Origin of the sequence: Micromonospora sp. DT41 (genome assembly GCF_049841715.1) — a bacterium.
GTDB classification, from domain to species: Bacteria; Actinomycetota; Actinomycetes; order Mycobacteriales; family Micromonosporaceae; genus Micromonospora; species Micromonospora profundi.
Map to the genome: position 1 here is coordinate 213,412 of NZ_JBNCKU010000001.1, position 12,449 is coordinate 225,860.

Below are 12,449 nucleotides of genomic sequence, written 5' to 3' on the forward strand. Positions count from 1 at the left end.
GTCCGGCTCAGCCCCGGAAGCTCCACGCCTTCGGGGCGGTCGCGGCGGCCAGCACGGCCTCCGGCACCGGCCGACCAGGCCGTCGGCGCAGCAGCAACGACAGCCCGGCGGCACCTATCGACAGCGCGCCCGCCACGTACCAGGCCACCGCGTAGTCACCGAGACGGTCGCGGACCAGCCCCGCGCCGGTCGCGGCGATCGCCGCCCCGAACTGGTGCGCGGCGAACACCCAACCGAACACGACAGCACCGGCGTCGCCGAAGTACTCGCGGCACAGCGCCACAGTCGGCGGCACGGTGGCCACCCAGTCCAGGCCGTAGAAGATAATGAACACCAGCATGCTCGGCCGGGCGGTGCCACTGAACAGGCTCGGCAGCACCAGCAGCGACGCACCGCGCAGCGCGTAGTAGGCGCCGAGCAGCAGCCGGCTGTCCACCCGGTCGGTGAGCCAACCGGAGGCGATCGTCCCGACGATGTCGAAGAGCCCGACCAGGGCGAGCAGCCCGGCCGCCGTGGTCTCGGCCATGCCGTGGTCGTGCGCGGCCGGCACGAAATGCGTACCGACGAGGCCGTTCGTCGTCGCGCCGCAGATCGCGAAGCCGCCGGCCAGGAGCCAGAACGGCCGGGTCCGCGCCGCGACGGCCAGCGCACCAAGCGCCCGGCTCGCCGCGCCGCCGCTGGGCGGCGGCACCGTCACGACCTCGGTCGCGCCGTAGGCGGGCAGGTCGAGATCCGCCGGGTGCTCGCGCAGCAACCACACCACCAGGGGTACGACCGCGAGGGCGGATCCGGCCACGACGAGTGCTGCCGTACGCCAGCCGTGATCGCGCACCAGCACGGCGATCAGCGGGAGGAAGATCAGCTGCCCGGCCGCCCCGCCCGCGGTCAGCACACCGGTGACGAGACCCCGGCGGCGGACGAACCAGCGACCCGTGACGGTAGCCACGAAGGCCAACGCCATCGAGCCGGTGCCCAACCCGACGAGTACGCCCCAGCACAGCAGCAACTGCCAGCTCGCCGTCATGAAGACGGTGAGCCCGCTGCCGGCGGCGACCAGCAGTAGCGCCACCGAGACCACCCGGCGGATGCCGAAGCGGTCCATCAGGGCGGCGGCGAACGGCGCGGTGAGCCCGTAGAGCAGCAGGTTGACCGAGACGGCAGCCGAGATGGTCGCAAGCGGCCAGCCGAACTCGGCGTGCAGCGGATGCAGCAGCACCGACGGGGTGGCCCGGAACCCGGCCGCGCCGACCAACGCCACGAAGGCGACGGCCGCGACCAGCCAGGCGGGATGCAGGCGGCGGTTCTTTCTCACGCCATCAGTCTGGGTGCCGCGCAGATCACCGACGAGTGGCCGGAAAGCCATCATGCGCAATAATCGGGCCATGAGCGTACGCCCGCACCGGATCGCCGTCCTCGCCCTCGACCAGGTGGTCGGCCTCGACCTGGGCACGCCGGCGCAGGTCTTCAGCACCGCAGGGGGTGCCGACGGCACATCCCGCTACGACGTCCGGGTGTGCACTCCCGGCGGGCTTCCGGTGCGCAGCACCGCCGGCTTCCAGGTGCTCCCGGACCACGGGCTGGAGTTGCTCGACACCGCCGAAACGGTGATCGTCCCGGGCATCCACGCCGGCACCGCGCTGACCGACGGCAGCATCGAGCCGGAGGTGGCCGAGGCGCTGCGCTCGGCGTATGACCGTGGGGCCCGGGTGATGTCGATCTGCACCGGGGCGTTCGTGCTGGCTGCCGCCGGCCTGCTCGACGGGCGCCGGGCCACCACCCACTGGGCGTACGCGCAGCGGTTCCGTCGCCTGCACAGCCGGGTGGACCTCGACCCGGCGGTGCTGTTCATCGTCGACGACCGGGTGCTCACCTCGGCCGGGGTCGCCGCAGGCATCGACCTCTGCCTGCACGTGATCCGCCTCGATCACGGCAGCGAGGCCGCCAACCGGGTGGCCCGCCGTTGTGTGATGCCGCCGTGGCGCGACGGAGGTCAGGCGCAGTACATCGAGCAGCCGGTGCCGAAGGTGACCGACACCAGCACCGCGAGCACGCGCGAGTGGGCACGGCAGCGGCTGCACGAGTCGATCGCCCTGCGTGACCTCGCCGAGCACGCCCGGATGAGCGTGCGCACCTTCACCCGGCGCTTCCGGTCGGAGACCGGGCTGAGCCCGGCGCAGTGGCTGCTGCACCAGCGCACCGAACACGCCCGGCTGCTGCTGGAGACGACCGACCTCACGGTCGACCAGATCGCCCACCGCTGCGGGTTCAACACCACTGCCGCCCTACGCCAACAACTCCACCAGCGCATCGGAGTGAGTCCGACAACCTACCGCCGCACCTTCCACCTCCGCCCGCCCCACTCCCCCCGCGATCTTGCACTTTCGGTCGTGGATCTGCCCGTTACGCCCTCTTCGACCAGGCAGGAAGCGCAAGATCGACGAGAATCAGGGGTTGGTGCGGAGCGCGTGTAGTTGGGCCTGGTGTTTTGGTAGGTGGACCTTTGTGTGCAGGTTCAGGGTGCGGGACCAAGGTAAGGGCTCGTCGATGTCCAGGTCGGGGCCTTCCCGCAGGCAGGTCGCTACCGGGGTTTCCGCGTTCAGGCCGAGCTGATCGACAAGCGCGCAGAGCCGTTCACTGGTGTCGTGCAGCAGCGCGGTCAGGCCACGCATGCCGCCCTGCTCGGCGACCAACGCGTCGAGCTGCGGACGGTGCATGTCGTCCAGGTCGTAGTACGCGTAGGGCGATCCGGCAAGCAAAGCCTCGGTGGCCTGAATCATCAGCTCGTCGTTGGCAACCAGATGCGCCATGATCTGCTCGGCGCTGAGCTCCCCCCGAGCAGGCGACCCGAACTCCCCACCATCGACCTCACCAAACAAGCCCCGGTAAGCAAGTCGCAGCCCCGCACTGTCCACGCCCCCAGTCAACCTCGCCCCACCCCGTCGATCATGGACTTGTGGTGCCCGGTTCACCCGGACGTGAGGCTTTTGTCACCCACCACAACTCCATGATCGACGGGATTGGGCTGGGGTTAGCGGCGGGGTTGGCGGGAGCGGAGGTAGTCGGACACCACGTACTCGCCCAGGTCGTCCGTATCGGGGGTGAACATGCGGCCTCGGCTGCGGCGGGCCACCGCGTCGACGAAGCGGCGCAGGCCCGGATCGTCCCCGAGCATGAACAGGTTGAGCGTTGCGCCGTAGCGGCTGAGCCGGTCGACCTCCCGGACGGTCGCCTCGATCGTCTCCGGCAGCGGCGGCCAGTGGAACAGCGCCTCCCCGTCGTCCGGATCCAGATGCGCTGTCGGCTCACCGTCGGTGACCACCAGCACCACCGGCTCGGCGTCCGGGTGCCGGCGCAGGTGCCGACCGGCCAGCCGCAACGCGTGCTGGAGGTTGGTGCCCTGCTGCATGTCCGGCTCGACCGCTGCCAACTCCTGCTGGGTGAGCGTCATCGCCTCCCGGCCGAAGCCGACGATCTGCAAGGCGTCCTGCGGGAAACGCGTCTCCATGAGGTGGGCAAGCGCCAGCGCCGTCTGCTTCATCGGCCCCCAACGCCCCTGCGAGATCATCGAGTACGACAGGTCGACGCAGAGAACCACCGCCGCGGACGCCCGCTTCTCGGTCTCCAGCACCTCGAAGTCGTCCACCGCGAGCTGCACCGGCACGCTCGGCCCGGCCCGGGTGACCGCCCGCGTCAGGGTGCGTACGACGTCGATTGGCTGCTCGTCGCCGTACTCCCAGGGTCGGGACGCGCCGCTGACCTCGCCGGCGGCACCCGCCGAGCGCAGGTCGTGCTGGCCGCGCGGGCCGGCGGTCAGCTCGGCGAAGACCCGCCGCAGTGCGGTCCCGCCGAGCCGGCGCAGCGCCTTCGGGCTCAACGTGAGCCCGTCCGCGTCCCGGCTCACCCAGCCCTGCCGCCGCAACTCCCGTTCCAGCTCGCGCAGCCGGCGCACGTCATCGGCGGCGTCCCGGCCCAGGGTGCGGGCGACCGCGTCGACGTCCACGTCGTCCAGGGTGGCCCCGGGGTGCTCCTGGTCGAGCTGGTCCAGCAGATCGTCCAGCTCACCGATCTCGCCGAGCGCCCCGGCCGCGTCGGCGTAGTCCAGTGGTTGCTCACCCCGGACCCGCTCGCCGCGCCCCCACCGCAGATCCGGCCGCAGCGCCCGCAGGTTCGCGTCCAGTGCGGACAACTCCCCCGCCAACCGGTCCCCCAACGACTGCTGCATCAGACCGGCCAGCTCGGCGCGCTGCCGCTCGGAGAGCGAGTTCATCAGCCGCTCGCCCGCCGCCGACCGGCGGGCCAGTACGTCGATCAGCTCGTCGACCGTTCCCGGCCGCTCCGGGAAGAACTCGCCGTGCCGGCGCATGAACTCGGCGAACGCGTCGGTGGTGTCCTCTGCGCGACCGTGCCGGGCCAGCAGGTCGTTGAGGTCACGCATCATCTCGGCCAGCCGCTGCTGCGCGGCCGGATCGGCGGACGCGCGCACCGCGTCACGCAGCCCCGCGAACCGCTGACCGAGGACGTCGTCGCGGAGCTGGTCGAGGATCTGCTGGTACGACCGGCGGGCGTCATCGCTGGCCCACTGGTAGCCGGCCAGTTCCTCCACCGCCCGCGCCGTGGACCGGGGCAGATTGTCCAGCACCGCCTCGGCGAACCGCGCGCTGTCGTCGTCGCGGCCCCGCAACTCGTCCCGCTCGGCGGCGAGCGCCTGGTCGAGCAGGGCACGAGCCCGGGTCACGGCGCCGTCCAGGTCGCCCCGGCGCAGCGCCTCCCGGCGCAACCGTCGCGCCCGGGCCGCCAGGTCGTCGAGGCCACCACGCCCCTGCGGGCCGCGACGCAGCAGGTTGCGTAGCGCCTCGCGCAGGCTGCCGCCGGCCAGCACCTCGGCGCCGACCGCGTCCACGGCCTCTTGCACGTCGTACGGGGGTGCCAGCGGGTCGGGCCCGCCGCGCCACTGCCCGTACCGGAACCGGTTGCCGGCCACTGTCAGTCCCGGCCGCCGTAGACGGTGCGCCCCGAGTCGGTGACGTCCTTGCCGAGCCGGCGGGTCAGGTGCAGCCCTTCCAGCACGAACTCGACGGCGGCGGCCGCCTCCTCGGGGGTGGGCGCGTCGCCCAGGCCGAGCCGGTCCATGACCTTGGCAAGGCCGGGTACGGTGCCCACCTGGCGCAGCACCTCTGCGGAGCCGACCAGTTCACCGGTCTCGATGGCCGCGCCCTCCTCGACGAGGGCGGTGAAGCCGGACAGGTCCAGCCCGGCCAGGCGTCCCCGGAACGTCTCGGCGGTCGCGGTACGCAGCAGGTGGGCGAGGATTTCGATCTCCCGCCCCTCCTCGCCGCTCTCGAACTCGACCTTGCCGCGCAAAGTGCTGGTAACCGAAACCGCGTCACCAACGCGCGCCACCGCCCCCTCCGCTGCAAGGAAGGGCCCCTTGTTATCGCTTTCCGTTGTAGAAGGGCCCCTTCCTAACACCTTGCTGGATGCGGCGAGCAGCCCGGCGCGGCGCAGCGCGGCACCGGCGACGGTCTCCGCGGCAGCGATCGCGAACCGGGCGGAGACGCCCGAGCGGGGGTCGACCGACGGCGACTCCCGCACCGCGCGGGCGAAACGGGCCAACACCTCCAGCACGTGCTCCGGCACCTCGGCGACCAGGTCGGCCTCCTGCCGGATCAGGGCCAGTTCCAGCTCCAGGTCGACCGGGTAGTGGGTACGGATCTCCGCGCCGAACCGGTCCTTGAGAGGTGTGATGATCCGACCGCGGTTGGTGTAGTCCTCCGGGTTGGCGCTGGCCACCAGGAGCAGGTCCAGTGGCAGCCGCAACTGGTAGCCCCGGACCTGGATGTCCCGCTCCTCCAGCACGTTGAGCAGTGCCACCTGGATGCGTTCGGCCAGGTCGGGCAGCTCGTTGACGGCGAAGATGCCCCGGTTGGTGCGGGGCACCAGCCCGAAGTGGATGGTTTCCGGGTCGCCGAGGGTGCGCCCCTGGGCGATCCGGATCGGGTCGACGTCGCCGATCAGGTCGCCGACGCTGGTGTCGGGGGTGGCGAGTTTCTCGCCGTACCGCATCGAGCGGTGCAGCCAGCCGACCGGCTGGTCGTCGCCGGCCTCGGTGACCTGGGCGCGGGACGCGGGGGTGAGCGGACGCATCGGGTGCTCGTTGAGCACCGAGCCGGGGATCACCGGGGTCCACTCGTCGAGCAGCGCAACCAGTGCACGGATGAGGCGGGTCTTGCCCTGGCCCCGTTCGCCGAGCAGGACCATGTCGTGGCCGGCGAGCAACGCCCGCTCGACCTCGGGCAGCACTGTGTCGTCGTATCCGACGATGCCGGGAAAGCGGGTCTCGCCGAAGCGCATCCGGGCGAGGAGGTTGTCGCGGAGTTCCTGCTTGACGGTGCGGTACTGGTGACCGGCGGCCCGCAGCGCGCCGAGCGTGCCGGGCAGGTCGGCCGGTGGAACCGGGATTACCGAGTTAGGCGCAGTCACCCGATCCACGCTAGCTCACGTTCATTCAAGGCCCTGAAATAACCGCAAACGACAAGAAGGACCGCAGAACCGACAGTATCGATGCCATGACGCTCAGCGGTGGTCGGCGACGTACCGCTGCGGGTCCTTGTCGTGGAACGACAGATTGCGGCCGGCCTTGTGCTCGCCGTAGAAGGTCAGCCACCGCTGGCCCAGCTCGGCCCGCAGTTCGGTGCTGGCGTGCCGACGGAAGTCGGGCAACGCCTCGTCCTCTTCCTCGGCCAGGTGCTCGCTGTTCTCCCGGCGGGCCGTGCCGACGGCCTCCCACCAGGGTTTCGAGCCGACCGGGTGCAGTTTGGCCTCGGCGATGGCGTCCCGGATCTTGTTGTGGTCGCCGATGGCGTCGGCGGTCTCGTCTTCCCCGTCGTCGCCGTGCTTGACCAGGTGCGGGTAGAGGATCGCCTCTTCTGCCTCGGCGTGGATGTCCAGGTGCAGGGCGAGGGCGTCCCAGATGGCGAGCAGTTCCTGCTCGCCGCGGGCGTCGTCGAGGCGGGCGAAGCCACGCCGGAAGGAGGCGTGGTCGTCAAGTATCAGTGCGGTGATGTCGTCCACTGTGCTCACTTTCCCGATGGGCCGGCGAACCGGGCCCGCAGCATCCGGGGCATCGCGGCGAGCCCGGTGACCGGGCGGAACCGTTTGGCGGCCTCGACAAGCGCCGCGTACTCGTCGTCGGCGAGGTCGATGTCGGCGGCTGCGGCGTTGCGTTCCATCTGCTCCACGCCGGACGCGCCGGGGATGGCCAGCACGTTGGGGTGGCGCAGCAGGTACGCGAGGGCGATCTGGCTGGGGGTGGCGTCGTGGGCGTCGGCGATCTGGCGCAGGGTGTCGATCAGAACCCCGCCGCGTTCCAGATTTTCGGGCAGGAAGTACGGGTTGGCCCGCCGGACCGCGCCGGTCGGCGGGTTCTTGGCGTCGTAGCGGCCGGACAGGAAGCCCTGGGCCAGCGGGCTGTACGCGATGACGACCCGGCCGGCCTGCCGGGCGTACGGCAGCAGGTCCTGCTCGGGCGCGCGGTCCAGCATGCTGTAGCGGACCTGGTTGCTGAGCACCCGCCGGCCGAGTGCGGCCTCGGCGGCCTGCCAGCGGCGCAGCCCGTAGTTGCTGACGCCTACTTCGGAGACCAGACCGACGTCCTGCAATGTCCGCATGCCGCGCATTGTGGTGTGGTCGGCGACGAGCGGGTTGGGCTGGTGCACCTGGTAGAGGTCGAGGGTGGTGACGCCGAGCCGGCCGGCCGAGGCGACGGCCCGCTGCTGCACCACTGCGGCCACTGGCAGCACCGGGAAGATCTTGGTGGCGATGGTGACCTTCGGCCGGTCGTCGCCGAGTGCCGCGCCGAGGATCCGCTCGCTGCGCCCGAACCCGTAGACCTCGGCAGAGTCGAAGACGGTCACGCCCAGCTCGATGGCGCGCCTGACGATCTGGGCGGCCCGCTGTTCGAAGTCGGGGCCGTAACCCCACTCCCGGGAGCCGAACTGCCAGGTGCCCAACCCGATCTTGGAGAGCGGCTTGGGGGTGTCGAGGGGGATGAACCGCATGGTGTCGAAACTACCCCGTTGTCCGGGTTCCAACGCCTCAACTCGGCTAGTCGAAGGCGGGTCTACGCTCGTGATCGTGACCTACCTCGCCGCGGATGACCGCTACGACACCATGACCTACCGGCGCAGCGGACGCAGTGGCCTGCGGCTGCCCGTCGTCTCCCTCGGGCTGTGGCACAACTTCGGTCCGGACCGCCCGCATCAGCGGCAGCGCGACATCGTCCGGCGCGCCTTCGACCTGGGTGTCACCCACTTCGACCTGGCCAACAACTACGGCCCGCCGCCGGGTGCCGCCGAGGAGAGCTTCGGTCGAATGCTCGCCACCGACCTGAAGCCGTACCGGGACGAGCTGGTGATCTCCAGCAAGGCCGGGTATCTCATGTGGCCCGGCCCGTACGGCGAGTGGGGCTCGCGCAAGTACCTGATCTCGTCGTTGGACCAGTCGTTGAGCCGGATGGGCCTGGACTACGTCGACATCTTCTACTCGCACCGGTTCGACCCGGACACTCCGCTGGAGGAGACGATGGGCGCGCTTGACGCCATCGTCCGCTCCGGCAAGGCGCTCTACGTCGGCATCTCGAACTACAACTCCGAGCAGACCGCCCGTGCCGCCGCGATCCTGCGCGAGCTGGGTACGCCGCTGCTGATCAACCAGCCGTCGTACTCGATGCTCAACCGCTGGACCGAGTCCGACGGCCTGCTCGACACCTTGGAGGAGGTCGGCGCCGGCTGCATCGCGTACAGCCCGCTGGCCCAGGGTCTGCTCACGGACCGCTACCTGGGCGGCATCCCCGCCGACTCGCGGGTGCGTACGAGCGTGTTCCTCAACGAGAGCGACCTGAGCGACGAGAAGATGGCCACCATCCGAGGGCTGGGCGCGGTCGCCGAGCGGCGGGGCCAGTCGCTGGCCCAGTTGGCGCTGGCCTGGGCGCTGCGTGACCCGAGGATGACCAGCCTGATCATCGGGGCGAGCAGCGTCGAGCAGTTGGAGACAAACGTCGCCGCCGTTGGCAATCTCGACTTCACCGCCGACGAGTTGGCCGAGGTCGACCGGCTGCTGGGCTGAGCGCCCCGCCGATACCGAGATACGACGTTGGCCGGCACCTCATCGCGGGGTGCCGGCCAACGCTGCTGCTTGGACAGGACAGCCCGGCAACGGCCGGCCGGTCATCGCCCGTCGTTGCGCCTCGCCGCTGCCAGGACCCGATCGACAAGGTCTTCGACAAACTGCCGATCCGCCGGTTGGGCCTGGAAACCCGCGCGGATCAGCACCCCGCCCACCAGTAGCGCCAGTGACGGCTCCACGTCCTCCGCGCGCAGGTGGGAGCGGAGGACAGAGTCCAGCGACCGGGTGCCGGCCGCGTAGAGCCGCTCGCGCAGCTCGTCGACGACGGGGTCGCTGCCAGCCCGCTCAAGGAGCCCGCCGAAGACCCTGACCAGGTGCCCGTCGGCGAGGTCCTGACCGAAGTCGAGCAGACCCGCGATCAGGTCGTGGCGTAGATCGCCGGTCGGCTGGGGGTGCCCGACCGCGGCACACATCTGGTCGACCGACGCCCGGACCAGGTCCAGACGCGTCGGCCAGTGCGCATAGATGGTCGCCTTGGAGTAGCCCGCCCGCTGCGCGACCTCGGCGTGGGTCACCGCAGCCCAACCCTGCTCCAGGAAGAGCGCCGTAGCGACGTCGACGACATCTCGCCGGGTCCGCTGAACCCTCGGATCGACGCTGTCGGCTTCCCGCTCCACAGTCACCGACAGTACTGAGTAACCAAACCATGCGGCAACTTCTGAACTACTTGTCAATTACTGGACGGCTGGTCTAGTTTCGGTGCACGGTTCACCCACCCCGAGAGGACCTCGTGATGACCGACTCTCCGCAAGCGCTGTTGCGGACACCGCCCGTGAGGGCACTCACCATCGGCCTGTGGGGCGCCCAGGGAGCCCTCGCAGTGATCTTCGCTGGCGGCGGCGTCTGGAAACTCGTCACGCCCATCGAGCAGGTCGCCGAGGCGTTCGCCTGGGCCGGCGAGGTCCCGCCCGGTCTGTTCTATGCCACCGCCGCACTCGACATCCTCGGCGGGCTCGGCGTGCTCCTGCCGTCGCTCACCCGGATCAAGCCAGGAGTGACGGTGCTCGCGGCGCTCGGGTGCGTCGCACTGCAAGCCTCCGCGATCGTCTTCCACCTCTCCCGGGGGGAGGCCGCGGACACGCCAGTCAACTTCGTGTTCATCGCGCTCGCGCTCTTCGTCGCCTGGGGCCGTCGCTCGAAGGCCCCGATCGCACCTCGGGCATGACGCACCGCATCACCGGCACCGGCGACAGCCGTCCGCCGTCGACAACTACCCAGCAGGGAGCAGGATGTTAAAGAGGATCTATCGCATCGTCGCGGCGTCGGCGTTGGCAGCGACCGTGTCCGTCGCGGGCGTCGGGCAGGTGACGCCGGCCGTCAGTGCGCAGGCGATGCCGCCCGCCGGCCACGAACGCGCTGTGTGGAGCGACAGGGCGCCGATGAGCACGGCACGGGCCGAGGTGGGGGTGGCCGCGCTCGGCGGCCGCGTCTACGTCGTCGGTGGCACCGTGCAGAGTGGCGACGAGCAGCCAACGTGGGCGACCACTCTGGTCACCAGCTATGACCCGCGTACCGACCGCTGGCGGCAGCACGCCCCTCTGCCGCGCCCCCTCACGCACGTCGGCGTGGCCGGGCTGAACGGAAAGCTGTACGCCTTCGGTGGCTTCACCGACATCGTGCACATGCACCCACAGCAGGTGGCCTACGCCTACGACCCGCTGCGCGACGCCTGGAGCCGACTGCCGGACATGCCTCAGAAGCTGGGCTCGGTCGGCGTAGCGGCGGTGAACGGAAAACTGCACCTGCTCGGTGGACGCGACTCCCACACGATCGTCACGCTGCCGGATCCGCCGATCTCAATGGGGTACGGCACCGTCCGGACCCACCTGGTGTACGACCCGGCGCGACGCAGTTGGTCGACGGCCGCACCACTGCCGGTCGAGCCGCGCGACCACGCGGGAGTCGCCGTCGTCGGCGATCGCGTGCACGTGTTCGGAGGCCGGGTCGCCGACGGGGAGGACAGCCTCGCACGCCACGACGTCTACGACACCCGCACTCGACGGTGGAGCAGGGCCGCCCCCTTGCCGACGCCTCGCTCGGCCGGAGCCGCAGTCGTGCTCGACGGCCGGATCGTGTACGCCGGCGGCGAGTGCCGGCCGGACGAGACCACCTACGACGACGTGACGGCGTACGACCCCCGCAAGGACCGCTGGACCACGCTGTCACCGCTGCCGCAGGGCCGGCACGGGCTCGGCGCCGCCCGGGTCGGCGATCGCGGCTACTTCGTGGCGGGTGCGCTCACCTGCGGCGGCGGGGCGAGCGCTGACACGTTGGCGCTGAACCTCAGGTGAGGTGCCGTTCGACAGAGCGCCTGGGCTGAGCATCGCCGGATGTCGGGTGGGGTCGGGTCACCAGATCCGGCGCCGCCCGGCACGGTGGTTGCGTACCTCGCACTGCCGGCCGACCGGGACGACCGCTCCGCGTCGCCGCCGGCCCACACCGATCAGCAACGCGAGGACCAGCACGGTAGCCGCGCCGGCCAGCACCGGCCACCGCGCGTCGAGGTCGCGTACCGACGCCACAGGCACGCCCGGGTCGGCCGCCGCCGCCACCGCCGACTGGGCGGCGGCCGGCCGGCTCGCCGTGGTACGCGGGACAGCCGGCGCGCTCTTCGCCGTGCCGCTCCGCGCCGCCCGGAACACCACGTCGGAGCAGGAGTAGTAGGTGTCCGGGGTGTTGGAGTTCTGCCAGATCGTGTAGATCAGGTGCCGCCCGCTCCGGCCCGCCGGCAACCGGCCCGCCATCTGGTACGCACCCGCCCGCACCGGCGGGTCGGTCACCGTCAGAAACGGGCGCGACTCCAGATCCGCCCAGGTCAGCGGCCTTCGCGGGTCGTATCCGGGCTTGGTGACGTAGAGCCGGAAGCTGCCCCGGTGCTCGATTGTGGTCCGGTACCGGAAGGTGAACTTCGCGCCGGCGGTCAGCTCGGTGCTCGGCCAGTCGGTGCGGGGCAGGTCCAGCCCCCGGTAGGCGGACAGCCCACCGCTGCACAGCTCGCCGTCCGGGATCCGCTCCCGGTCCCTACCGTTGATCGCGGCCACCCGCACGTTGTCCCACTCCCGGACCGCAGCGCCCGCCGCGACGGCCGCCCGGCAGGCGCTGCTGGCCGCGTACCGGCCCTGCGGTCCGCATGCCGCCGCCCTGCTGATCGGGTCGGTCGGGGCGCCGTGCGCGGCCGCAGGCGTGCCGGCCAGCGGCACGGTCGCGGCGGCGACCAGCACCGTGACGAGCAGCCGGCGTACGGTCATGACGTTGACCTCCCGCCA

General features: G+C 71.1%; 12 protein-coding genes. 4 read left to right on the plus strand and 8 right to left on the minus strand.

Annotation, left to right across the window (positions count from 1 at the left end; translation table 11 throughout):
* Positions 1 to 7: 7 nt before the first annotated feature.
* Positions 8 to 1,363 (minus strand): MFS transporter, encoded by a 1,356-nt coding sequence (locus ACLQ23_RS00920; protein WP_425734741.1) that lies wholly within the window; start codon positions 1,361 to 1,363, stop codon positions 8 to 10.
* Position 1,364: 1 nt separating this feature from the next.
* Here ACLQ23_RS00920 and ACLQ23_RS00925 point away from each other — a divergent pair, with 1 nt between their 5' ends.
* The gene (locus tag ACLQ23_RS00925; protein ID WP_355592413.1) at positions 1,365 to 2,471 is read left to right on the plus strand and encodes a GlxA family transcriptional regulator; all 1,107 of its coding nucleotides are present in this window, start codon (positions 1,365 to 1,367) and stop codon (positions 2,469 to 2,471) included.
* On the opposite strand, the gene ACLQ23_RS00930 is transcribed toward ACLQ23_RS00925, so the two are convergent.
* The 5 genes from ACLQ23_RS00930 to ACLQ23_RS00950 all read right to left on the minus strand — a co-directional run bounded on the left by ACLQ23_RS00930 (position 2,445) and on the right by ACLQ23_RS00950 (position 8,057).
* The gene (locus ACLQ23_RS00930) at positions 2,445 to 2,912 is read right to left on the minus strand and encodes a hypothetical protein (RefSeq protein ID WP_355592415.1); all 468 of its coding nucleotides are present in this window, start codon (positions 2,910 to 2,912) and stop codon (positions 2,445 to 2,447) included. The genes ACLQ23_RS00925 and ACLQ23_RS00930 overlap by 27 nt on opposite strands.
* 116 nt (positions 2,913 to 3,028) lie before the next feature.
* Positions 3,029 to 4,981, minus strand: a complete 1,953-nt coding sequence (locus ACLQ23_RS00935) for a vWA domain-containing protein (RefSeq protein WP_355592417.1) — start codon at positions 4,979 to 4,981, stop codon at positions 3,029 to 3,031.
* A gap of 2 nt (positions 4,982 to 4,983) precedes the next feature.
* Entirely contained in the window at positions 4,984 to 6,489 is a 1,506-nt protein-coding gene (locus ACLQ23_RS00940) for a sigma 54-interacting transcriptional regulator (RefSeq protein ID WP_355592419.1), read from the minus strand.
* Positions 6,490 to 6,573: 84 nt separating this feature from the next.
* Complete coding sequence (locus ACLQ23_RS00945; RefSeq protein WP_425880232.1) at positions 6,574 to 7,071, minus strand: hemerythrin domain-containing protein; 498 nt, start codon at positions 7,069 to 7,071, stop codon at positions 6,574 to 6,576.
* A gap of 5 nt (positions 7,072 to 7,076) precedes the next feature.
* Positions 7,077 to 8,057 (minus strand): aldo/keto reductase, encoded by a 981-nt coding sequence (locus ACLQ23_RS00950; protein WP_355592423.1) that lies wholly within the window; start codon positions 8,055 to 8,057, stop codon positions 7,077 to 7,079.
* Between the two features lie 70 nt (positions 8,058 to 8,127).
* Here ACLQ23_RS00950 and mgrA point away from each other — a divergent pair, with 70 nt between their 5' ends.
* Positions 8,128 to 9,123, plus strand: a complete 996-nt coding sequence (gene mgrA / locus ACLQ23_RS00955; RefSeq protein WP_425880233.1) for an L-glyceraldehyde 3-phosphate reductase — start codon at positions 8,128 to 8,130, stop codon at positions 9,121 to 9,123.
* A gap of 101 nt (positions 9,124 to 9,224) precedes the next feature.
* On the opposite strand, the gene ACLQ23_RS00960 is transcribed toward mgrA, so the two are convergent.
* Positions 9,225 to 9,800, minus strand: a complete 576-nt coding sequence (locus tag ACLQ23_RS00960) for a TetR/AcrR family transcriptional regulator (RefSeq protein WP_355592427.1) — start codon at positions 9,798 to 9,800, stop codon at positions 9,225 to 9,227.
* A gap of 116 nt (positions 9,801 to 9,916) precedes the next feature.
* On the opposite strand from ACLQ23_RS00960, the gene ACLQ23_RS00965 reads away from it, so the two are divergent.
* Both ACLQ23_RS00965 and ACLQ23_RS00970 read left to right on the plus strand, forming a co-directional pair.
* Complete coding sequence (locus ACLQ23_RS00965; RefSeq protein ID WP_355592429.1) at positions 9,917 to 10,348, plus strand: DoxX family protein; 432 nt, start codon at positions 9,917 to 9,919, stop codon at positions 10,346 to 10,348.
* A gap of 64 nt (positions 10,349 to 10,412) precedes the next feature.
* A complete protein-coding gene (locus tag ACLQ23_RS00970) occupies positions 10,413 to 11,474 on the plus strand; it encodes a Kelch repeat-containing protein (RefSeq protein WP_355592431.1) in 1,062 nt (353 codons plus the stop codon).
* A 57-nt stretch (positions 11,475 to 11,531) separates the two neighbouring features.
* On the opposite strand, the gene ACLQ23_RS00975 is transcribed toward ACLQ23_RS00970, so the two are convergent.
* Positions 11,532 to 12,431 carry a lytic polysaccharide monooxygenase auxiliary activity family 9 protein gene (locus ACLQ23_RS00975; RefSeq protein ID WP_355592433.1) on the minus strand — a complete coding sequence of 300 codons (900 nt, stop codon included), beginning with the start codon at positions 12,429 to 12,431 and terminating at the stop codon, positions 11,532 to 11,534.
* Positions 12,432 to 12,449: the final 18 nt, after the last annotated feature.

Bases quoted from the DNA above. Each gene is read 5' to 3' on its own strand.
- ACLQ23_RS00920 (WP_425734741.1), bottom strand. From the start codon at position 1,363: ATGGCTTTCCGGCCACTCGTCGGTGATCTGCGCGGCACCCAGACTGAT.
- ACLQ23_RS00925 (WP_355592413.1), top strand. From the start codon at position 1,365: ATGCGCAATAATCGGGCCATGAGCGTACGCCCGCACCGGATCGCCGTC.
- ACLQ23_RS00950 (WP_355592423.1), bottom strand. From the start codon at position 8,057: ATGCGGTTCATCCCCCTCGACACCCCCAAGCCGCTCTCCAAGATCGGG.
- ACLQ23_RS00965 (WP_355592429.1), top strand. From the start codon at position 9,917: ATGACCGACTCTCCGCAAGCGCTGTTGCGGACACCGCCCGTGAGGGCA.
- ACLQ23_RS00970 (WP_355592431.1), top strand. From the start codon at position 10,413: ATGTTAAAGAGGATCTATCGCATCGTCGCGGCGTCGGCGTTGGCAGCG.
- ACLQ23_RS00975 (WP_355592433.1), bottom strand. From the start codon at position 12,431: ATGACCGTACGCCGGCTGCTCGTCACGGTGCTGGTCGCCGCCGCGACC.